The sequence below is a fragment of the Stieleria marina genome (assembly GCA_007741555.1).
GTDB lineage: Bacteria > Planctomycetota > Planctomycetia > Pirellulales > Pirellulaceae > K23-9.
In genome coordinates, this window is record CP036526.1 from 1889898 (window position 1) to 1911364 (window position 21467).

The 21467-nt window shown below is 55.5% G+C and carries 15 protein-coding genes; 8 read left to right on the plus strand and 7 right to left on the minus strand.

Translation table 11 applies throughout. The annotated features are described in order from the left end of the window. Positions 1-70 precede the first annotated feature (70 nt). The gene (locus K239x_RS06690; RefSeq protein ID WP_145417007.1) at positions 71-1378 is read right to left on the minus strand and encodes a CBASS cGAMP-activated phospholipase; all 1308 of its coding nucleotides are present in this window, start codon (positions 1376-1378) and stop codon (positions 71-73) included. Positions 1379-1455: 77 nt separating this feature from the next. Here K239x_RS06690 and K239x_RS06695 point away from each other — a divergent pair, with 77 nt between their 5' ends. Further along, positions 1456-2622: a CREC-EF hand family protein gene (locus tag K239x_RS06695; protein WP_419189755.1), complete on the plus strand. Its 1167-nt coding sequence runs from the start codon at positions 1456-1458 to the stop codon at positions 2620-2622. A 31-nt stretch (positions 2623-2653) separates the two neighbouring features. Then, positions 2654-3763, plus strand: coding sequence for a serine/threonine-protein kinase (locus K239x_RS06700; protein WP_145417009.1), 1110 nt, complete (start codon positions 2654-2656; stop codon positions 3761-3763). An 11-nt stretch (positions 3764-3774) separates the two neighbouring features. On the opposite strand, the gene K239x_RS06705 is transcribed toward K239x_RS06700, so the two are convergent. Genes K239x_RS06705 through efp form a run of 3 tightly spaced genes read right to left on the minus strand, consistent with a single transcriptional unit; the run spans position 3775 to position 7161 of the window. After that, positions 3775-5184, minus strand: coding sequence for a sigma-54-dependent transcriptional regulator (locus K239x_RS06705; protein WP_145417010.1), 1410 nt, complete (start codon positions 5182-5184; stop codon positions 3775-3777). Between the two features lie 34 nt (positions 5185-5218). Further along, complete coding sequence (gene mgtE / locus K239x_RS06710; protein ID WP_145417011.1) at positions 5219-6574, minus strand: magnesium transporter; 1356 nt, start codon at positions 6572-6574, stop codon at positions 5219-5221. A gap of 17 nt (positions 6575-6591) precedes the next feature. After that, on the minus strand, positions 6592-7161 hold the full coding sequence (efp, locus tag K239x_RS06715; protein ID WP_145417012.1) for an elongation factor P: 570 nt from the start codon (positions 7159-7161) through the stop codon (positions 6592-6594). Positions 7162-7292: 131 nt separating this feature from the next. Here efp and epmB point away from each other — a divergent pair, with 131 nt between their 5' ends. Beyond that, positions 7293-8426: an EF-P beta-lysylation protein EpmB gene (gene epmB, locus K239x_RS06720; protein ID WP_145417013.1), complete on the plus strand. Its 1134-nt coding sequence runs from the start codon at positions 7293-7295 to the stop codon at positions 8424-8426. Between the two features lie 4 nt (positions 8427-8430). Here the strand turns inward: epmB and K239x_RS06725 are convergent, their stop codons facing one another. The 3 genes from K239x_RS06725 to leuB all read right to left on the minus strand — a co-directional run bounded on the left by K239x_RS06725 (position 8431) and on the right by leuB (position 11529). Beyond that, positions 8431-9210: a TatD family hydrolase gene (locus tag K239x_RS06725; protein ID WP_145417014.1), complete on the minus strand. Its 780-nt coding sequence runs from the start codon at positions 9208-9210 to the stop codon at positions 8431-8433. Beyond that, complete coding sequence (locus K239x_RS06730) at positions 9210-10268, minus strand: phosphatidate cytidylyltransferase (protein WP_419189756.1); 1059 nt, start codon at positions 10266-10268, stop codon at positions 9210-9212. The genes K239x_RS06725 and K239x_RS06730 overlap by 1 nt, the downstream gene beginning before the upstream one ends. Positions 10269-10446: 178 nt before the next feature. Further along, a complete protein-coding gene (gene leuB / locus K239x_RS06735) occupies positions 10447-11529 on the minus strand; it encodes a 3-isopropylmalate dehydrogenase (protein WP_145417015.1) in 1083 nt (360 codons plus the stop codon). 217 nt (positions 11530-11746) lie between these two features. On the opposite strand from leuB, the gene K239x_RS06740 reads away from it, so the two are divergent. The 5 genes from K239x_RS06740 (at position 11747) to K239x_RS06760 (ending at position 21433) form a co-directional block, all read left to right on the plus strand. Further along, positions 11747-14617 (plus strand): PVC-type heme-binding CxxCH protein, encoded by a 2871-nt coding sequence (locus K239x_RS06740; RefSeq protein WP_145417016.1) that lies wholly within the window; start codon positions 11747-11749, stop codon positions 14615-14617. A 137-nt stretch (positions 14618-14754) separates the two neighbouring features. Beyond that, positions 14755-15867, plus strand: coding sequence for a hypothetical protein (locus K239x_RS06745; RefSeq protein ID WP_419189757.1), 1113 nt, complete (start codon positions 14755-14757; stop codon positions 15865-15867). Positions 15868-16197: 330 nt separating this feature from the next. Then, positions 16198-17952: a GspE/PulE family protein gene (locus K239x_RS06750; RefSeq protein ID WP_145417018.1), complete on the plus strand. Its 1755-nt coding sequence runs from the start codon at positions 16198-16200 to the stop codon at positions 17950-17952. Positions 17953-18539: 587 nt separating this feature from the next. Further along, positions 18540-19646: a type IV pilus twitching motility protein PilT gene (locus K239x_RS06755; protein WP_145417019.1), complete on the plus strand. Its 1107-nt coding sequence runs from the start codon at positions 18540-18542 to the stop codon at positions 19644-19646. A 68-nt stretch (positions 19647-19714) separates the two neighbouring features. Next, on the plus strand, positions 19715-21433 hold the full coding sequence (locus K239x_RS06760) for a GspE/PulE family protein (RefSeq protein ID WP_145417020.1): 1719 nt from the start codon (positions 19715-19717) through the stop codon (positions 21431-21433). Positions 21434-21467: the final 34 nt, after the last annotated feature.

The following is a 21467-nucleotide window of genomic DNA, read 5'->3' on the forward strand; positions in this document are numbered from 1 at the left end:
GCGAGGCCGGGCTTTGTCGGCCGGTCTTTGTCTGCCGGCATGTGCCAGCGGCGCATCGGCCGTGAATGGCCTACAGCGAATATCGCTGGAGCCCGATGTCGCTGGCGCCTAGTTCGGAATCGCTTTTGGCGGGCACGTAAGGCGCTGCTTGGTGATTTAAGAACATGGCGGATAGATCGTCTGCGTTTTCGCGAGCGGCTTGCCGTCCCAGGTCAAACATTTCTTCCATGTGGTCCACCGCGTCCAGCTTCCATGAATCATCGGGGAGTGCAAAGTTGATCGACTTGACGCGATCGGATAGTAGAAATTTCAGTGGAATCGTCAGTCCCTGCACCTGCGACGACATCATCACATCGGCGATCCGCGAAGCCCAGTAAAGTGCTCCCGCATCACCACCGGGCGGTGTCAATGAATACTGAGTCGTGCCTGTTCCGATGGTCAGCATGAAAATTTCGTCGGTACTAAACGATGGCGTGACGTCGTCGCACAAGCAAAGCTGCCGCACGCGAAGAGCTTCGGCTAGACCGAGCAGTCCAGGGCTGCCTGCCCAAAGACCGCCATCGGCGTACGAGCATCCGTTTGGCATTTCATGGTGTGGAAAATACGTCGGTGCTGCCGTCGTTGCCAACAAGACATCCAGGACCGGGATTTCTGCGTCTGGCAAATGCATCGGAATGTGCGGAGTGCCAAACACATACGGGCAGCCCGCCGTCAGGTTGATGCTAGGGGCAATAATGCGCGGTCCGCTGATATCTTTCATGCGGAGGTCGCCAAATCCTCCGTGCAGCGCGTCACGCAGCGCATGCGGGCAGTACCGCGAAATAAAGAAGTGGTCGATGTTGTTGCCCGATTTGGTCAACGCCATCTTTTTCAGCCAAGGGTAAACCGGTTTTAGCCATCGTTTGCGAGGCGCGTACGGAGGCCGCGGCGTAAAAATGGCACGCCCACTTTCTTCGTAAAACTCGACCAACTCCTGGCCACCCAATCCGATTCCCAGACCCAACGCGGTGATTCCGCCGGTCGAGGTTCCTGCGATCATATCGAAGCAGTCGCGGACCTTGGCGTTCGTCAGCGATTCCAGTTCTTGCAAAAATCCCAGCCCAAAGGCTCCGCGAATTCCGCCACCATCAAACGCCAGGATTTGAAAACGCGTCATAATATTGTCCGGCAATTCGATGGAGGAAAAAAGTACGTGCGCCAAAATGCCAATCCGTGGCCGCTTGACCTGATAATCTAGCTTGTCAGCGGCGTCTGGATGAACACCAAGTTCCGCTGCGACTGTTGTCGCCAGTCTACCGCCGGCTGAATACCAGCGGCGATTTTCACGAACTAGCTGGGAGCCTTTGCGTGGTCCATCGGCTTCACAGGATTCTCGCAACGCAGTCGATCTTTGAGCCCTCTATAATGCTGGCAAGGGATACCAACATTGATTCTCAATTGGACATAGGACCGAGCATGTGCGATCTCAATCGTTTCCGGGTTTCTGCGTTTCCGCTGATGGTAATTTCGTTGGCAGGAACGTTCGCGTGTGTCGTCGCGTTGTTTCCGTCGACGGCGAGACCGCAGACGCCAGTGGATACCGACGCCGAAGTCGATCTGTTTGCACTGACGTTGGTTGCGGGAGACCTGAGTGTTGCCGGTCGGCAGATGACGGTCCACGATCCCAATGAAGACGGTTTCATTGATGCACAGGAACAGTCGACGCTCCAGTGGCGCGACTCTGTCAAAGATTACGACATGAACCGCGACGGAAAGCTGACTCATTTAGAGTTGGCTGTGCGGCAAGCCAAGTTGCGTGACGGGGCCGGCATCACCGAGTTTGATTTGAACAATGTCAAAGTGTATTTGCGCCGGCACGACGCCAATCGAAATGGGCAGCTGGATCCTGACGAGATTGCCAAGGGGTGGCCTGACGAACCCAGCGATTTTGACGCCGATAAAAACGGAGTGATCACTTCCGAAGAAATGGCTCGGCAGTTTGCATTCATGCGCGGGTTGCGACGCGAGATGGGGATTGAATCGGTTGATCAGACCCGGGCGATAAGCATCGTCAAACGAAATGATGCGGACAATGACAAGAAATTGGATGTTAATGAGCGTGTTGGGGCTCGATTACCGTTGTCCGCGTCGCGATTTGATGACGACGGTGACGATCGACTGAGTATCATGGAGGTGGCCACTTTGTTTTCGCGTCATCGTCGCGATTTAGGTTTGACGGTCCCGGACCAGAAGAAAATCAATTCGCTGATGCAGCGAGATTTTGATGGCGATGGCAAACTGGCTGACAGAGAGCTTCAAATTTTTGGCAACGAGAGTTCTGAGCAGTTCACCAAGTTTGACGCCGACAAAGATGGTGAGATTACCCTGCAAGAGATTGAAACACATTTCGCCGCAGTGCGTAAAAATCGTGGGTATGGGCCCAAGCAGTTCAACGTAGCGGTGCGTTTGATTCAACGTCACGACGCAAACAAGAGCAAGCATATCGAACCGAGCGAGTTGCACGATTCCGCGGCCAAGGGCAAACTGTCCAAAGACATTTTGCCCGAAGCGGATTTGAACAAGGATGGTCGCATTGGCCTGGACGAACTTTCGCGTTATTTGGTGAAACATCCTCAAGATTGATGGCAGACTTGCCACGTAAAACTCGACCGAAATGACCGACAACTTTTCACTCGAATCGCTACCAGAGCTGCAGGAAGACACGCGAGTCTTTCTGGCCAGTGCGATCAAGTCACAGTTGGTCAAGATCGAAGATCTGCGCCGCATCATGGGGCTGCTCCATGCAGAGGGGGATGATTTTTCCTCCAAGCATGTCGCCAAAGCGTTTGTGCATGCCGGCGCGTTGTCGCACTGGCAAAGCGAGCAGCTGCGGCGCGGCAAGAAACGCGGTTTCTTTCTGGGGGACTTTCTGCTTCGTAAACCGCTTGGTCGTGGCGGGCAATGCGTTGTTTACCTTGCTACGCACCAGATCATGAAGCGCTCGGTGGCACTGAAGATTTTGCCAGCTGACGAGACTTCCAAAGCGGCTGTTGCGTCGCGGTTTCAGCGGGAAGCTCGGATCGCATCGCAATTGAACCATCCCAATGTAGTTTGCGTGTACGAATTCGGTGTTTGTGAAAAGAAGTCGTTTCTGGCGATGGAATACGTCGAGGGCGGTAACCTTCATGAAGCGGTGAAGCGTGGTGGAGCCATGTCGTATTTGTACGCGTTGGAGATTTGCCACCAGGTTGCCATTGGGCTGGCTCATGTTCACGAACGAAATATAGTGCACCGAGATTTGAAACCGACCAATATTTTGCTTAGCACCGATGGCGCGATCAAGATCATCGACATGGGGCTGGCCAAGGCGGAGAACGACGAATTCGAGGGGCTGGATCCCAGTCGGCTGCTCGGGACCGCGGACTATGTGGCGCCTGAGCAAATCGTGAACAGTTCCGGTGTGGACGCGCGAGCGGACCTGTATGCGTTGGGCTGCACACTGTACTTTTTGCTGACGGGGCAACCGCCCTTTCCCGATGATGATGTGGACCGGCAACTGGCCAAGCATCAAGTCGCCGAGATTCCGGATGTTCGAGCGATCCGCAGTGACTGTCCGACCGGATTGGTCGATCTGTTGTCGCGAATGATGGCCAAGCAGCCAGAGCAACGTCCGCGTTCGGCAAGTGAGTTGCTTCGGCAGATCAAACATGTTCGGACCAGCATCGCCGAACGTCATGAAATTGACGAAACGATGCCGCCAGGTGAAACGCTTTTCGACGGTTAGCGAATTCGCAGTCAGTCGACGCCGTAGCGTTTAAGTCGGTCGCGAAGTGTTCCACGGTGAATACCTAGCAGTTCTGCCGCCGCGGCGCGATTTCCGTCGGTATGTTGCAGCACTACTTTCAACAGTGACGGTTCGACGACGGCCAAAAATTTTTCGTGCAAATCGGTCATGCCGCTCGTGTCGTCGCCTAGCTGCTGGATGGCCCAGGCCTGGATCGCGTCACCGATCGAATCGCCGTTTTGTTGGCTGCGTTGTCCGATCGGATTTTGAGGCAACGGGAAATCACTGGCCACGATTTGGCGGCCACGCGCGGCCAACGAAGCATGCTCGATCGCGACCTGTAATTCGCGAACATTGCCGTGCCACTTTTGCTGTTGCAGTTGCTGCATTGCGTCGGCGTCGATCAGGCTTGACGATGATCCGGCACCTAGTCGACGCAGGAAGTAATTGCAAAGCAGCGGGATGTCTTCGGGGCGCGAGCGAAGCGGGCGAACTTCGATGGACACCGCCGACAGGCGACGGAATAGGTCTTCGCGGAATCGTCCTTCACGCACGGCTTGTTCAAGGTCGCAGCTGGTGGTTGCGATGCAACGCACGTTGCATTTTTGCGGTTTCACGTCGCCGACCGCCGTGTATTCGGACCGTTCCAACACGCGCAACAGTTTGACTTGCAGAGCCAGTGGCAGGCGGTCGACCTCATCCATTACCAGCGTGCCCGAATCTGCCAAAGCGAATACGCCCGGTCGGTTGACGCCGGCACCGGTAAACGCACCCTGCACGTGTCCGAATAGTTCGCTTTCGATCACGGCGTCGTCCGGGCTTACCGGGGCGACGGTCAAAAATGCTTGGTCGCTGCGCTGTGAATGACGGTGAACGGCTGACGCAACTAGTTCTTTTCCTGTGCCCGATTCGCCGGTGATCAAAACCGGGAGATCACTATCGGCAACCAAAGCGATCTGATGAAACACTTGCTGCATCACCGCGGATTGTCCCACCAGCAAGGACGCATCCGAAGCCAGTTGGCTGGCTGGTTGGTCGTCGGTTTCGACTTTCGTTGTTTGCATTGCTTGGCGACAGACTTTGTCGGCGTCGTCCAGGCGAAACGGCTTGGTCAAGTAATCCGTTGCGCCGTTTTGCACCGCGCCGACCGCGGTTTGCAAATCGCCAAAGGCAGTCATCACGATGATGGGGGCTTCGCTGGTGGCTTCGCGAAACTTGGGCAGCGCGCTGATGCCGTCTTCACCGGGGAGCCGCACGTCGAGTAGCACGAGCGAATAGCGATGTAGCGTCGCTTTTTGAAGACCTTCTTCGGCGCTGGATGCGGTGACGACCGTATGGCCCTGATCACCCAGCAATTGCTCGAAACCCCAGCAAATCGCCGGTTCATCATCGACCACCAAAACGTACGAAGGCTGGTTCATAAATGGGAGCGAACGTTTAAAGAGAGCGACGGACTTAGCCCAACACTACCTTGGCAATGTTGACGTAAATGACGATGCCCAGAATGTCGACCAAGCCAGCGACGAACGGATTGCTCATCATAGCTGGGTCCAAGCCAATGCGTTTAAACAGCAGCGGAAGCGATGCACCGAAAAAACAGCCCGCCACGATCACAGACAGCAGAGTCAACGGGATGACCGTCGCGGCTTGGACACTGGGGGCGATAAACGCGGCGACGACAAATCCAATCAACGACAGGAATACGCCCAGCATGAGCGACACCACCGCTTCGCGGCGAATCACGGTCGGGTAATCGCTGTAGTGAACTTCGCCGCCGGTCATCGCGGTGATCACAAGGGTTGCCGATTGGCTGCCCGAATTGCCGCCCGCCGAGATGATCAGGGGAATGAACCAGACCAGCCAGCGGTACTTTTCTTGTTCCAAAACATCGTGATAGTGCAGCAGTGCAAACGCGGTCAGCAGCGCGGCGATAAACAAAATGGTCAGCCACAGTCCGCGTTTCCAGGAAAGCGTTATTAGGGCGATTCGCAAATAACCATCGTCAAGTGGTTCGACCGCGGCAATCCGTTGGGCGTCTTCAGTCAGTTCGTCTCGGACAACATCGATCACGTCGTCGTGCGTGATGATGCCCAGCATTTGCCGCCCTGAATCGACGACCGGGATCGCCAATAAGTTGAATCGTTCGACTTTTTCGGCGACGGTTTCCTGGTCTTCGCTGACCAGTGCAACGACGACATCCGTTTCCATCATGTCGCCCAACGTTAGATCGGGCGTTCGCAGCGACGAAACCAGTTGGCGTGTTGAAACGATCCCCCGCAACAAGTTGTCATCGTCGACGACATACAAGTAGTAGATCGTTTCCAGTTCATCGGACTGACGGCTCAGTTCGTCCAACGCTTCGCGAACGGTCAACCGTTCGGCCAGCATGGCGACCTGCGTCGTCATTAAGCCACCCGCCGTTTCTTCGGCGTAGGATCTCAGCCGTTGGATGTTGCGACGGACATCGACGGGCAGCAATGGCAAGATTGCGTCGACGCGAGGGCTTTCCAGATCTTGCAGCAAGTCAACGCGGTCGTCGTCGGCAATTTCTTCCAACAACTGCGCAACTTCGGCGGGATCGTTCTGATCCAACATGGCCACTTGGCGTTCTTCATCCAAATAACCAAAGATCTCCGCGCGCCGATCGGGTTCAGCGAACTGCAGGACTCGCCAAATTTCGCGGTCCTTCAGTCCCTCCATAAACTCCGCGGTGCGACCCGGGTTCAGCGCATTGCAAAACTCGACCAGTTCGGCCTGATTGTCATCGGCCAACATCTCGCGAAGTTCGGGAAGCAGGAGTGTGTTGACCATGGCAATCTATCGCAAAATCAATTGCTGACACGTTCGACGTACTCGCCGGTGCGCGAATCGACTTTGATTACGTTGCCGATTTTGATAAATCCCGGCACGATGAATTCTGCGTTGGTTTCGGTCGTGGCAGGTTTCGTCACGTTCGTCGCGGTGTCGCCTTTTGCACCCGGAGCGCAGTCGGTGATTTCCAATTCGACCATGGTCGGCGGTTCAACGATGATGGCGTTGCCGTTGTACAACGTCATCACGCATTTCATGCCATCCTTGAGGTATTTCCAGATGTCGCCGGCCACTTCGGCAGTGACGTCGTATTGTTCGAATGTTTCCCCGTGCATGAACACGTAGTCTTCGCCTTGTCGGTACAAGAACGATACGTCCGTGGTTTCTACATCGGCGGATTCCAGCGAATCGCCGCCTTTGTAGGTTTTGTCAAAACTGGTTCCGCGGACCAAGTTCTTTAAGCGGCATTTGTAGAACGCGTTGCCTTTACCTGGTTTGACAAATGTCATGTCAGTCATCAAGTAAGGTTCGCCATCGATTTCGACCTTCAGCCCTTTGCGAAAGTCACTTGTGTTATAAGTAGCCATGAAGAAATGGCTCCGTTGTACGAGTCAAAATGAGTTGTCGGTGATTCGAAGGTCCGCTTTGTTTGGGTCGCCGCGAGCCGCCAAAGGACCTCTTTTACGGGGATTCCTCCCCAGCACGAACGATCCCGTCCATGCAACAAGCCCAGAGTTTAACGCCCCACGCGAATCTTGTCCGCACCGCTTCGGGCGATGAAGTGCGGGACCAACCATCTGGCAGCCCTGCCCCTACCCAATCAGCAGCCGTGGATTGGCAAACCGCGATGAAACGGGCGATTCGTAGCGGTTCGGTTTTGCGAAAAACGCTGGGGTTGCCGCCATTGAACGCAAACTTGGCCCAAGTCGCCGCGGAATCTGAATTTCCAACGTTTGTGCCTCTGGAATTCCTTCGCCGCATCCAACCTGGGCAGCTGGATGACCCGCTGCTGCGACAGGTTTTGCCGGTAGAAGCTGAAAGCCTTGAAGTCGACGGTTTCGCGGGGGATCCAGTCGGTGACCTCCAGTCGATGCCCGCATCGGGTGTCCTGCACAAATACGATGGCCGTGCGTTGGTGGTGACCACGGGGGCGTGCGGAGTGCATTGCCGCTACTGTTTTCGCCGCGAATTTCCGTATTCCGAAGCCGGTAATGCCAAAGAATCGTACGCCCAGGTCATTGATTATATTCGCAGCGATGCGTCGATCGATGAAGTTCTATTAAGCGGCGGTGATCCGCTGACGCTAGTCGACGAAAAACTCTTTGAATTGATTTCGCAGATCGAATCGATTGATCATGTCAAACGACTGCGGATTCATAGCCGCATGCCGATCGTAATTCCTCAGCGAGTCACTTCGGAATTGGTCGCGCGATTGCAGCAAAGTTGTTTAGCGGTTTGGTTTGTCATTCATATGAATCACACCAACGAATGGGACGCTGCGGTTGCAGACGCGATTGCAAAACTGGTCGACGCGGGCATCCCCGTGCTGAACCAAGCGGTGCTGTTACGCGGCGTGAATGATGATGTCCGTGCATTGGCGGATCTCTCCAATGTCTTGATCAATCACCGCGTCCAGCCGTACTATCTGCACCAACTGGACCGCGTCAAAGGAGCGGCTCACTTCGAAGTCGATGAAAATGTCGGATTCGATTTGGTCCAACAGCTCCGCAGTTTGCTGCCCGGTTACGCCGTGCCGACGTACGTGCGTGAGATCGAAGGCCGCCAATCCAAGACACCCGTTTGGGAGATGGGGCAAAACGAAAATGGAGTGTCATTGGACACCCGGAAGTGAATTGTCAGCTCAGCTGAAACAATCGTCGTGCATTCTGAGTCGTCGCTCCGGCCAAGTGTTCGGCGCTGACACCACGTACTTCGGCAAGGCAGCGCAGCGTGTGTTCGACGCGAGCGGGCTCATTGGGGCGTCGCCCGCGCAGTGGTTCGGGGCTCAAGTACGGTGAGTCGGTTTCGACCAGCAGCTTGTCTTCGGGCACCATTTTGGCGACCGCACGTAATTCATCGCTCTTTTTAAATGTCACCATGCCCGCAAAACTGATGTGCAATCCCATGCCCAGACAGGTTTTCGCAAGCGGCATGTCGCCGGTAAACGAATGCATGATGCCAGGCGGAACGCTACTTTGCCGCTGTAATTGCTCTGCGATCAGGTCACCGCTCTCTCGCATATGAATGACCATCGGCAGCGACGTTTGTCGGCACAGTTCCAGGTGGCGATCAAAAAACTCTTGCTGCATCTGCATGGGCGTATCATCCCAGTAGCAGTCCAAGCCGGTTTCGCCGATGCCGCAAACACCCGGCGCTGACGCTAGTTCTTTGACGATCGCAAAATCACCGTCCGCCGCTTCGGCCGCGCTGTTGGGCTGTATGCCAACGACCGCGTGAAGATAGCCCGGATACTCCGCCGCCAATTCGCACGCACGACGACTGGTTGCAACATCAATACCGATGACCGCAATGCCAACTAGTCCGGCATCCTTGGATCGTTGGACCACTTCGTCGACGTTGTCGTCAAACGCTTTGACGTTTAAGTGGGCGTGGGTATCGAATAGTTCAAGAGTCATTAGGAGAAGAAAAACTTGGAGACGTGATAGAAAACCGGGGCGGCAAAACAAACGTTGTCGATTTGATCTAGCACTCCGGCGTGACCTTGAACCAGTGTGCCCGTATCAGTGACGCCGCGGTCACGTTTGATGGCGCTCATAGTCATCGTTCCCGCACACGCCATCACGGTGACGACCGCGCCCAAGACGCCGGCTTCCCAAGGATAAAACGGAGTCGCCCAGAACAGTGCCGCGGCAATCAAGCCGGTCGTCACCATGGACCCCAAGAAGCCTTCCCAGGTTCGCGATGCGTTGATGCGTTCGGCGATCACATGCCGTCCCGCCAGGCGTCCCCAGGCTCGCTCCATCACGGTGGCCAATTGAGCGATCAACACAAAGAACACCAGTACGCTGACGTTACTGCCGGTCCATGGAGTCGTCGAACCCGTTGGCACGTACTGCAAATCCAGCAATGCCGGCGCGTAGCTGAGCGAGTAGACGCAAATCAGCAATCCGAATTGGATCTTGGCGCTGCGTTCTAAAAATCGTTTGTAATCACCGGCAATAGCCGCCCGCGCCGGGATAAAAAGGCTGGCGTAGACCGGGATCATGATGCTGTACAAACCGTAGTAATCGATCGTGCTGAGTCTGCCCAGCCACGACGGCGGGTTACTGCCCAACGCAATGAAAATGTACTGCAGCGGAGTGAAAATAAAGAACACCCAAAAGAGTGTTCGGTGGTCGCCTCGACGCGTCGGCGTCATCGTGATGAATTCACGCAGCGCCCAAAACGAAACCAGCCCGAACAGAATCACGACTCCGATTCGGTGCATCAGAAAACCGATCACCAGAATCGCTGCCATCATCCACCACACGCGTAGTTTGTGGTTGAATCGCCGCAGCAAGGGGGATTCGACGCCCAGGTTTTCGCGTCGCGACAGCAGGAAGCCGACGATCGACGCAATCCCCAGCGTGGCCAAGATCACAGCCAGCAAAACATACGTATTCGCGCTTAACCATTCGGTGTGGGTAACCAGCATCATCGGCAATTCGGCTGTCGATGATCGGGTTGCGGGCATGGGCGTAAACAGTTTCGAGGGGAGGTGATGGAAAGGTCTCGATGGTTGCCGACAGAAATAATCGCGGACGTTGCAGTCCGGAACGAGTTGGACCTGTGCAAGTTTGACCTGTGCAAGTTTGACCTGTGCAAGTTTGACCTGTGCAAGTTTGACCTGTGCAGCCTAAACGTGTGCAGATCTAAACCTGCGCACCAGCCAGTCGTTGCACCACGGCCGCGCCCATTGCTTCGGTGCTGGTTGCTTCACCGCCGCGAGCAATGTCAGCGGTGCGAAGACCATCGGCCAAAACTTGTTGCACAGCCGCTTCGATCGCTTCCGCTTCGGCGTTCAGGTTCAGCGAATGACGCAGCATCATCGCGGCAGCCAAAATGGTTGCCAGTGGATTGGCGATGCCTTTGCCGGCGATGTCAGGTGCCGACCCGTGAATCGGTTCGTACAGTCCTGGGCCGCCGTCGCCAAGCGAAGCGCTGGGCAGCATGCCAAGCGATCCGGGCAACATCGATGCGGCATCCGTCAGGATGTCGCCAAACATATTGCCGGTCACCACGACATCAAAATCCTTGGGGCGATTGATCAAGTGCATCGCCATCGCGTCGACCAATACAACGTCGTATTTCACGTCCGGAAATTCGTCTGCCATCACACGAGCCGCCGTTTGTCGCCACAGACGACTTGGCTCCAACACGTTGGCTTTGTCGACGCTGGTCAGACGTCCGTCGCGACCTTGAGCGGCTTTGGCAGCCAATCGGACAATCCGTTCGACTTCACCGACGCTGTAGATCATCGATTGAAAGGCCGCTTCGTCTTTGCCTGATCCGGAACGTCCTGATTCGCCAAAGTAAATTCCGCCGGTCAATTCACGCAGAAACAGAATGTCCGTGCCTTCGATGATCTCACGCTTCAGCGGCGACGCGTCGACCAGTTCGGCAAACAGGCGGATCGGTCGCAAGTTGGCAAATAGGCCCAGTTCTTTGCGGATTTTTAGCAAACCTGCTTCGGGGCGAGTCTTGGCCGACGGATCGTCCCATTTGGGGCCACCCACGGCACCCAGCATGATCGCGTCGGATGTTTTGCACGCATCAATGGTGGCTTGCGGCAGCGGGTCGCCAAATTCATCGATTGCGATGCCGCCGATCGGATGCGATGCAAAACCGAATTCGTGTCCAAACTGACTGGCTACGTTCTCAAGGACCAAGCGGGCTTGTGCGACGATTTCGGGACCGATCCCGTCACCGGGCAGCAGGATAATGGAGGCTTTCAAAGGACGTTCGCTACGGAAGAAGGAAAGATGAAAAACGGGCGGGTAATTTGTGTCACGCAATTTACCGCAATTGCGGCCTGGTGTTTAGCCGACGCAGTCGCCTGGTTTAGCCAACGCAGTCACAGGCTTTGGCCGACGAATTGATAAACCGCTGCTGATTCTTGTTAGACTATTGCGTTCTCCGATCCCGCCCCTCCCACCTCGGACAGGTCTCTCCATGCATCTTCGTTGCTGTGTTTTACTGGCAATTGTGCTCTCTGCGTTTCTTGGCGCCAGTGACGCGTTGGCCAAGAAGAATATTCTCATGATCGCCGGCACTCCATCGCATAATTACGGAGCCCACGAACATTACGCCGGTTTGAAAATTCTGCAGGAAGCCATCCAGGGCAGCACCGATGCCGTCGATGTGACGGTCGTCAAAGGCTGGCCGTCGGATCAATCGGTCATCGACGCGGCCGATTCGATCGTCATCTACTGCGATGGCGGCAAACGGCACACTGCGATGAATCACCGCGACGCTCTGAAAAAGAAACTGGCCGATGGATGCGGATTGGTTTGCATTCACTACGCCGTCGAAATGATTCCTGGCGAATCGGGCGACGATTGGGTCGCGATGCTGGGCGGTCACTTCGAGATCAATTGGAGCGTGAATCCGCATTGGGACGCCGATTTTGTTTCGCTTCCGACGCACCCGATCACCAACGGTGTCAAACCGTTCAAAACCAACGATGAGTGGTACTTTCATCTGCGATTTAGCGATCAAGGCAAGGTCACGCCCATTCTTTCGGCAGTTGCTCCGCCCGCAACGATGAGCCGCCGGGATGGCGCACACAGCGGCAACCCGGCTGTTCGCAAAAGCGTCGAGCAAGGCGAACAACAAGTCGTTGCCTGGGCATTTGATCGACCCGATGGAGGGCGTTCGTTTGGGTTTACGGGCGGCCATTTTCATTGGAACTGGGCCAATGACGACATGCTCCGTTTGGTCAGCAATGCGATTCGCTGGACGGCTGGCGATGAAATTGAAAAGAACGGCTCGTCACTGGCTAGTGAAGACGTCGACATTGATCGATTGTTAGAAAATCAAGATTACGAACCCAAGCCAAAATTCAATTTGCAAGAAACGATCAAGAAGTTTTCGATCCCGGTCGGCGACTCGGCCAAAGTCAACGTTTCTGGTTCAGATAAACTGGTTTCCGACGCGATGGATCAGCGAAAACCAGAAAACGCCTTGGCCGGAATCGAAGTTGCCGATGGCTTGCAGGCCACGCTCTGCGCCAGCGAACCCCATTTAAAAAGCCTGACCAATCTGGACGTCGATGATCGTGGCCGCGTCTGGGTTTGCGATGTGATGAACTACCGCAGAAACGCTGGATCACGCCCCGAAGGCGACCGCATTTTGATCTTGGAGGACACGACCGGCGACGGTGTCATGGACGATGTTAAAACGTATTACCAAGGCAGCGACATCGATACCGCGATGGGCATCTGCGTGCTGGGCAACCAAGTCATCGTGACGGCGACGCCCACGGTGTGGCGATTCACAGACACCGATGGGGATGATGTTCCTGACAAAAAGGAGGCAATCTTTACCGAAACCGGCCAGCCACAGCATGACCATTCGGCGCACTCGTTTTTGTTCGGCCCAGACGGAAAACTCTATTGGAATTTTGGCAACACCGGTCAACAAGTCAAAGATGCCAACGGCGACACGGTGATTGATATTCACGGTCGTCCTGTTGTCGACAATGGCAAGCCGCTCTACGGCGGCATGCCCTTTCGCTGTGACATGGATGGATCCAATTTTGAAGTCTTGGCGCACAACTTTCGCAATAACTGGGAGACGACGGTCGATTCGTTTGGCACGCTCTGGCAAAGCGATAATGACGACGACGGAAACCGTGGCACGCGTATCAACTTTGTGATGGAGCAAGGCAACTACGGCTATCGCGACGAACTGACCGGTGCGGGATGGCGTGATTCGCGAATCACTATGGAAGACGAGATCCCGCTGCAGCACTGGCATTTAAACGATCCCGGTGTCGTGCCCAATATGCTGCAGACCGGCGCGGGGTCGCCCAGCGGAATCTGTTTTTACGAAGGCCGCCTGCTGCCCAAGCGTTTTTGGGATCAGATTGTCCACTGTGATCCCGGCCCCAACGTCGTTCGTGCGTACCCGTCGCAGCCCGATGGCGCCGGCTACCAAGCCACCATCGCTCCATTGATGACCGGGACCACGGACAAGTGGTTCCGCCCGGCCGACGTCTGCGTTGCCCCGGATGGATCTTTGTTTGTCAGTGACTGGTACGACCCGGGGGTCGGCGGACACAAGCAAGGTGACAGCGACCGTGGGCGATTGTTTCGGATCGCACCACCGGGGGCAAAGTATGTCGTTCCCAAGTTTGATTATTCGACCGCTGCGGGGGCGGTTGCCGCGCTAAGGAATTGCAATTTGTCGGTGCGCTACCGTGCCTGGACCGCGCTGCACCAGATGGGCGCCGGCGCCGAGAGCGAACTGCTGAATTTGTGGAACGATCCAGAGCCGCGTTTACGAGCACGTGCGTTGTGGCTGCTTGGCAAAATCGATGGTCGCGGTGATCATTATGTTCAAGCGGCGATCAATGATGCCGACCCCAATATTCGCATCACTGGCATTCGTCTGGCCAAGCAAATTGGGTTGGTGCCATCGGATGCATTGGCGTCGCTTGCTAGTGATTCGTCGTCTGCGGTCCGCCGTGAATTGGCCGTCGCACTTCGGTTTGACAAATCGGCCGACATGCCCGCCGTATGGGCCAAACTTGCTCAGTCGCACGACGGCAAAGATCGTTGGTACCTGGAAGCACTGGGGATCGGTAGCGACGTCCGCGCCCAGGAGTGTTTTGAAGCTTGGGTCGCTGCTGGCGGGAATTGGAAAACCGCCGCCGGCCGAGACATCGTTTGGCGCGTGCGGGCTCCCGATGCAGCCAGCGCGATCGTGTCGATCATCGCTGACCCGAATCTGAAATTGGAAGATACCAATCGGTACTTTCGGTCGCTGGAATACCACGACGCTGCCACGCGAACCGCCGCACTGGAAACTCTCCTGCCCTGATTTCGCTGTCGCTTTCCTGCGTCGGCGAATGTCGCATGTCGCGATCTACCGCGCCGACGTTTTTTCAGTCCAGCCTGTGTGTTCACCGCCCCAGGCTCGTACCCATTTCACTTCATTTCGTACGACACCGATCAACCATGAATCGCATCCTTATTGCAATCACAGCGCTACTGTCTATTCAATCGATTCCTGCCCTCGCCGACCAGGCTCGCCAGGACGCCATTGTCGTTCGCGCGATCGAACGCATGCAGGGCTATGATTTCAGTAGCAACGATAAAGTCAAGGCCGCTATTGCCCGTCACATCGATCGAATGGCTGGTACTCCGGAATACCTTTCGTTGCTGCAGCGATTTCGACCCGACGGCATGAAGCAAAAAATCGAGAGCCTGCTGTTTGCCGGCAACAATTCGGCAGCCGTCGAAGCCGCCAAAATGATGGGCGAGATGCCCGACGGTCCCAATCGTTTGCGTGCATTGCTGCGCAGCGATGACACCGCCGCAGCCGCACGTGTCGCCGAAGTATTGGGATTCTTGGGCAATGGCCGGTCGAGTCGAATCTTGAGCGATTACGCTAGTGACGAAAGAATCGGGTACGACGTGCGCCGCGCCGCCGTGGTCGGTTTGACCAAAAGCCAGGGAGGTCAGAAAACGCTGCTGGAAATCGCGAAGTCCAAAAAACTGGTCGGTGACACCCGTTTGTTGGCGGGGGCGTTGTTGGCCCGATCGGCAGATGCAGGGATCAAGCAGCAGGCTGCCAAGATTTTGCCGCAGCCAGCGTCCAAGAATCAAAAACCACTGCCGCCCATTGATCGCTTGGCCACGTTGAAAGGGAGCGCCGACGCGGGAATGAAATTGTTTCGATCGGCAGCGACCTGCTCCAATTGCCACGTCGTCGGTGATTTTGGCAAAGAAGTCGGCCCCAATCTTTCCGAAATCGGCAGCAAGCTGTCTCGCGAAGCCATGCTGACATCCATTCTGGACCCCAGTGCCGGGATCAGTCACAACTACGAAAACTACAGCGTGCTGACCGAATCGGGCCAAGTCATTGTGGGGATCAAAGTGAGCGAAACCGCTGACGAAGTCGTGATCCGCACGGCCGAAGCTATCGATCGCAAGATCCCCAGCGGCGACATCGAACAGCTCAAAAAGAGCGAGAAGTCGATCATGCCCGAAAATCTGCATCACAGCTTTGATCAACAGGGCCTGATCAATATCGTCGAATACATGACGACGCTTCAAAAGAAGGGCTAGGCCGTCGCAGCAAGAACACGTCGGAGCAACTGACCAGGGCCTGATCGCGGTCCGGGCTGCAGGCAAGAAGGCAGGCCCCGAATTCGGGGGCCAGCTTTCAGGTTCGTTCTCGGCTTTCAGGGCCAGCATTAATGGCCCAGTTCACCGGCAATCAGCTCCCGTTCACAGGCAGTACCCAACGGCATCCAGTGGTTTTGCCGTTCTCTTCGGACCAGCTTGCCCTGCCAGCCTGATTTCCCCTGGCTTTCCTAATGCGGTTCTAACAGGTGGATGGTATCCTGCTTGATAGCTCATCTCATTTACATATTGCGGCAAATTTAGGACCTTCGCATGGCCAGTGTGCAAGAATTCACCGACCTGCTTCTCAAAAAAGGCGTCATCAGCCTCGATCAGCTTTCCGATGCGGAGCAGATCTCCAAAGACACCAAGGTGGATATTGGAGAAGTCCTGGTTCAGCAGGAGTACGCAACGCCCGAGGAAGTCGCGTTGGCGCTGGCCGAATTCCATAAAATCCCCTTCGTGGACCTTCGGGAAGAACGCATTCCCGACGAAGTCATCGAATTGGTGCCTGAATCGGTCGCCCGCGAGAACATGGTGCTGCCCTTCAGCGATGAAGACGGTGCCCTCCGGATTCTGATTGCCGACCCGTTTGACTTGGAAACCATCGAAAAGCTGCGGTTCATTCTCAACCGCAAGATCGAGACTGCCCTGGCACCCAAAGAGGCTATTCAGGGGGCGATCAACCAGTACTACGGGCAGGTCGAAGGTGAATCCGCTGACTCGATGCTCCAGGAATTTACGGATACGGCGATCGACTTTACCGAAACCGAAAGCGGCGAAACGTCGGAAGAAGAAACCGTCGATGACAGTTCCGCTCCGGTCATTCGCTTGGTCAATCTGATGATCGCCGAAGCCGTTCAGCTGCGGGCCAGCGACATCCACGTCGAACCGTTTGAAGAGCGAGTCCGGATCCGCTATCGAATCGATGGCGTGTGCGTCGAACGCGAAAGCGCCCCCCGGCGAATGCTATCGGCGATCATTGCTCGTATCAAAGTGCTATCAAAGATCGACATCTCCGAAAAACGGCGTCCAACCGACGGACGAATCACCATCACTGTGGGGGATAAGAAGCTAGACCTTCGGGTGAGTGTCATTCCAACCAACCACGGCCAGTCCTGCGTGATGCGGCTCTTGGACAAAGACAACATCAAAGTCGGCGTCCGGCAGTTGGGGCTCTCCGAGCGTGATTTCCGAAATTTCAATTCGCTGATCCGCCGTCCCAATGGAATCATTTTGGTGACAGGTCCGACGGGGTCCGGAAAGACCACCACCCTGTACGCATCACTGAACGCCTTGAACCGGCCGGACCGCAAAGTCATCACAGCGGAGGACCCGGTCGAGTACTACTTGCCAGGCATCAATCAGGTCGAAGTCAGGCACCAGATTGGGCTGGACTTTGGCTTGATCATTCGCGCGATGCTTCGCCAAGCACCCAATATTATTCTGGTCGGCGAAATGCGTGACCACGAGACCGCATCGATGGGAATCCAGGCTTCACTAACTGGACACCTGGTATTCAGTACCCTGCACACGAACGATGCGCCCAGTGCCATATCACGTATGGTGGACATCGGTGTTCCCTCCTACATGGTGGCAAGTAGTGTGATTGCGGTCCTGGCTCAGCGTCTTGTGCGAACTATTTGCCCCCGCTGTAAGGTTAAGTACAAACCGTCCGAAAGTGTGATTGCCGATTCGGGGCTTCCGCCGGAGATGGTGAAGCAGGCAGAGTTCTGTCGAGGCAAGGGTTGCCCGTACTGCGCCAGGAGTGGTTACCGCGGTCGAATCGGCATTTACGAGTTGATGATGATCAACACCAAATTGCGCGAGTTTATGTTCAAGGCCGCTCCTACCAAGGAGATTCGCGAAGCAGCGATAAATAACGGTATGTCAACACTTTACGCCGACGGCATGCTGAAAGTGATTCGCGGAATCACGACGTTTGAAGAGGTCTACCGGGTGGCCAAAAAGACGGAGCAAGAAGGCCTGGCGATGCAGCACATCGTCGACGATTTGGACTCGCTGTAAGCGGTTTGGTGGCAAATCTGCTCGGCAAGTTTAGCCCGCATCGAACGCGTCCGGCACGTCTTTGGACGTGCGAATCCGCGCCTGTCAGGCCTTGCCTGGGTTACCCCGTGTGGGGTGTTTAGGATTGCTTCTAGAGGGCATCGGCCGAGCGTCCGTTTCGGCGGCTGGCCAGTTTGCAGCAGGGGTGGGGTTATGGCAGCCTCGGGGACCAATAGTTGGTCTCTTGGGCGGTTTTTTTGGTCTTTGAGCGTTTGCGAGTGATAATGCTGCTGTCTGACACAAACGAGAGCTCGGTCGCCCAGCACTTTTCAGCGGCAATTCAGTCTCGAAACCTTAAAAGCATGCGTTATCAAGCCACCAGCGGAACTTGTCTTCCTTATTGCCTTCCGCGAATTTTTGGCTGATCAAAATATACTTATCCACTTTTTTCTGTTCCTCCTTTCACAACTCGCTCCGTTTCAAGATTCCTCCAGTGCAGTGTTTCGTCCCGGTTCCTTTGCGAACCCGGTTGATCCAGTTGGCGGATTCGCGTGAAGCCCAGCTTTTGAGAACGAGGCCGAAACCACGCCAATTTTGGAGATGATCTCTTGGCAACGGTACTGATTGACAAGCTGCTCCAGGCAGCCGTAAAGCAGGGCGTCAGCGATATTCACATCGTTGTCGGGCAGCCACCGGTCTTTCGATTGCATGGCCGGATGCGAAAACTGGAGACAAAGACGCTCGAGGCCGAAGATTCGGTCGGGCTGATGAAGAGCATCACGCCCGAGCGCTGTCAGCGCGAACTGCAGGAAACCGGTTCCTGTGACTTTGGTTTTGCGTTCGGCGATGCCGCGCGATTCCGAGTGTCGGTGTTCAAGCAGCGTGGTTTCATTTCCATGGTGCTGCGTCAGATTCCCAACGACAAACTGACGCCCGAGCAGCTTGGGTTGCCAGAAGCCGTCGTGAAAATGGTCCACCGACCACGCGGGTTGTTCTTGGTCACCGGCCCAACGGGATCGGGAAAAAGTACCACGCTGGCCAGTTTGATCAACTTGATCAACGAAACGATTGACCACCACATTATCACGATCGAAGACCCGATCGAATTTTATCACGACCATATCGAAAGCACGATCAATCAGCGTGAAGTCGGCGTGGATGTGCCAAGTTTCTCCGAAGCGATCCGTCGTGCTTTGCGGCAAGACCCCGATGTGATCCTGGTTGGCGAACTTCGTGACTTGGAAACGATCGAAGCAGCCATTAGTGCGGCCGAAACTGGGCACGTGGTTTTTGGCACGTTGCACACCAACAGTGCTCAAGGAACGGTGAACCGGATTATCGATGCGTTCCCGGGCAACTTGCAGGATCAGATCCGAACGCAGCTGGCCAGTACGTTGATCGGCGTGGTCGCGCAAACGCTGTTGCCCAAAATTGGCGGCGGCCGGTGTGCAGCTTATGAAGTCCTGAACGTGACTCCGGGTATCTCCAACCTGATTCGCGAAAACAAAACGTTCCGAATCAATAGTTCAATGCAGACTGGTGCCAAATTTGGCATGCAGTTGATGGACGACGCCTTGTTCAATCACTGGCAAGCAGAACGCATTACCGTCGAAGACGCTTTGTCAAAAGCGCAGCGTCCCGATGACTTGGCAAAGCGAATCGTCCAGGCACGACGCGGATTAGAAGACGAGCAGGTTCCTGTGCCAGAAGAGTGATTGATGCACCGAATTGATTGACAGCGAACATACCGACACCTCCCCCCACTTTTTAAAAAGCATTCCTCATGGCACCACGTCGCATTGGACAGATCCTCGTCGACCTTGGTTTCTTGACCGACGAACAACTGGAGATTGTGCTCGAAGAACAAGAGCAGCAACCCGGTGCGTTGTTGGGCAAAATTGCCGAAGACATGCAGTTGATCACGGACGAGCAATTGATTCAGGCGCTCGCCGAACAAATGGCGATGCAGACCGTGTCGCTCGAAGAGGCCGATCTGCAGCCAGAGTTGTTGGAGAGGGTCACCGAAACGATGGCACAGCTGTATCGCATCGTGCCCATTCGGTTCGACGAAGATCGCCAGGTGTTAACGATCGCCACGTGTGACCCCCAGAACCTGACCATCCAAGACGAACTACGAACGTTCTTGGGCATGGAAGTGTCGATGGTGATCGCGACCGAACGCGACATCATGCAGACGCTGACACGTCACTACGACAGCGAATCCGAGAGTGTCGAAAAATTGGTCGCCGAACTGGCCAATGACGAAGACCTCAAGGCCGCGATCACGGCGATGGAGAGCGAAAAATTCAACATCGCCGACGCCGCCGCGTTGTCCGATGCTGCGCCGGTTCGCAAACTGTTGAACATGGTGCTGCTGCTGGCGATCAAGGATCACGCCAGTGACATTCACTTTGAACCGTTCGAGGATGAATTCCGGATTCGGATCAAAGCCGAAGGCGTGTTGTACGAAATGGTTCCCCCCCCACGTCACTTGGCGTTTGCGATCACGACGCGAATCAAAGTGATGGCCAACCTGGATATCGCCGAACGCCGCATGCCACAGGACGGCCGAATCGAATTGATGGTCGGTGGTCACCCAGTCGACCTTCGCGTCAGCGTTCTGCCGACGATTTTTGGCGAGAGCGTCGTCATGCGAGTGTTGGACCGGAGCGTCGTGAACTTGTCGCTAGAAAATGTCGGCATGGACGAAAAGACAATGTCGACGTTCCGGAGTGTCATCGACCGACCCAACGGAATTATCTTGGTGACCGGCCCGACGGGATCCGGCAAAACCACGACGCTGTATTCGTCGCTGTCGGAAATGAACAAACCCGAAGACAAATTGATCACGACGGAAGACCCCGTCGAATACGACATCGACGGCATCATCCAGATTCCCATCGATCACGACGCCGGCGTGACCTTTGCCAGTTGTTTGCGAGCGATCCTGCGGCAGGACCCCGACACGATTCTGGTCGGCGAGATCCGTGACTTGGAAACGGCCGAAATCGCGATCCAGGCCGCGCTGACCGGTCACTTGGTTTTCAGCACGCTGCACACCAACAGTGCCCCGGCAACGGTGACGCGTCTAAAAGACATGGGCATTCCGACGTTCATGATCTGTGCCACCGTCGAAGCCATTTTGGCTCAACGATTGGTGCGCCGCATCTGTACCAAATGCCGCGAAGAAACTCGCATCTCAGCCGAGATGCTGTTTGAACTGAACATGGAACGCGAAGACCTGGAAGACAAAAAGTTCTTCAAAGGCACTGGCTGCGATCAGTGCAACAACACGGGATACAAAGGTCGAATCGCGATGTTTGAACTGATGATCATGAACGACAAGATTCGTGAAATGGTCATGGGCAATTCATCCACCGACGAACTGCGTGACGAAGCCGAATCGGATGGCATGGTCACGCTGCGAGAATTTGGCATGAACCTGGCCGCCGACGGAGTCACGACGCTGGACGAAGTGATTCGCGAAACCGTTCAAGATTAACCGCCCTGCGACGTCGCGCCGCCATCACGGTGCG

What these genes read in the sequence shown, in the direction of transcription:
- K239x_RS06695 (WP_419189755.1), top strand. Translation starts at nt 1,456, where the DNA reads ATGTGCGATCTCAATCGTTTCCGGGTTTCTGCGTTTCCGCTGATGGTA.
- K239x_RS06700 (WP_145417009.1), top strand. Translation starts at nt 2,654, where the DNA reads ATGACCGACAACTTTTCACTCGAATCGCTACCAGAGCTGCAGGAAGAC.
- K239x_RS06705 (WP_145417010.1), bottom strand. Translation starts at nt 5,184, where the DNA reads ATGAACCAGCCTTCGTACGTTTTGGTGGTCGATGATGAACCGGCGATT.
- mgtE (WP_145417011.1), bottom strand. Translation starts at nt 6,574, where the DNA reads ATGGTCAACACACTCCTGCTTCCCGAACTTCGCGAGATGTTGGCCGAT.
- efp (WP_145417012.1), bottom strand. Translation starts at nt 7,161, where the DNA reads ATGGCTACTTATAACACAAGTGACTTTCGCAAAGGGCTGAAGGTCGAA.
- epmB (WP_145417013.1), top strand. Translation starts at nt 7,293, where the DNA reads ATGCAACAAGCCCAGAGTTTAACGCCCCACGCGAATCTTGTCCGCACC.
- K239x_RS06725 (WP_145417014.1), bottom strand. Translation starts at nt 9,210, where the DNA reads ATGACTCTTGAACTATTCGATACCCACGCCCACTTAAACGTCAAAGCG.
- K239x_RS06730 (WP_419189756.1), bottom strand. Translation starts at nt 10,268, where the DNA reads ATGCCCGCAACCCGATCATCGACAGCCGAATTGCCGATGATGCTGGTT.
- K239x_RS06740 (WP_145417016.1), top strand. Translation starts at nt 11,747, where the DNA reads ATGCATCTTCGTTGCTGTGTTTTACTGGCAATTGTGCTCTCTGCGTTT.
- K239x_RS06745 (WP_419189757.1), top strand. Translation starts at nt 14,755, where the DNA reads ATGAATCGCATCCTTATTGCAATCACAGCGCTACTGTCTATTCAATCG.
- K239x_RS06750 (WP_145417018.1), top strand. Translation starts at nt 16,198, where the DNA reads ATGGCCAGTGTGCAAGAATTCACCGACCTGCTTCTCAAAAAAGGCGTC.
- K239x_RS06760 (WP_145417020.1), top strand. Translation starts at nt 19,715, where the DNA reads ATGGCACCACGTCGCATTGGACAGATCCTCGTCGACCTTGGTTTCTTG.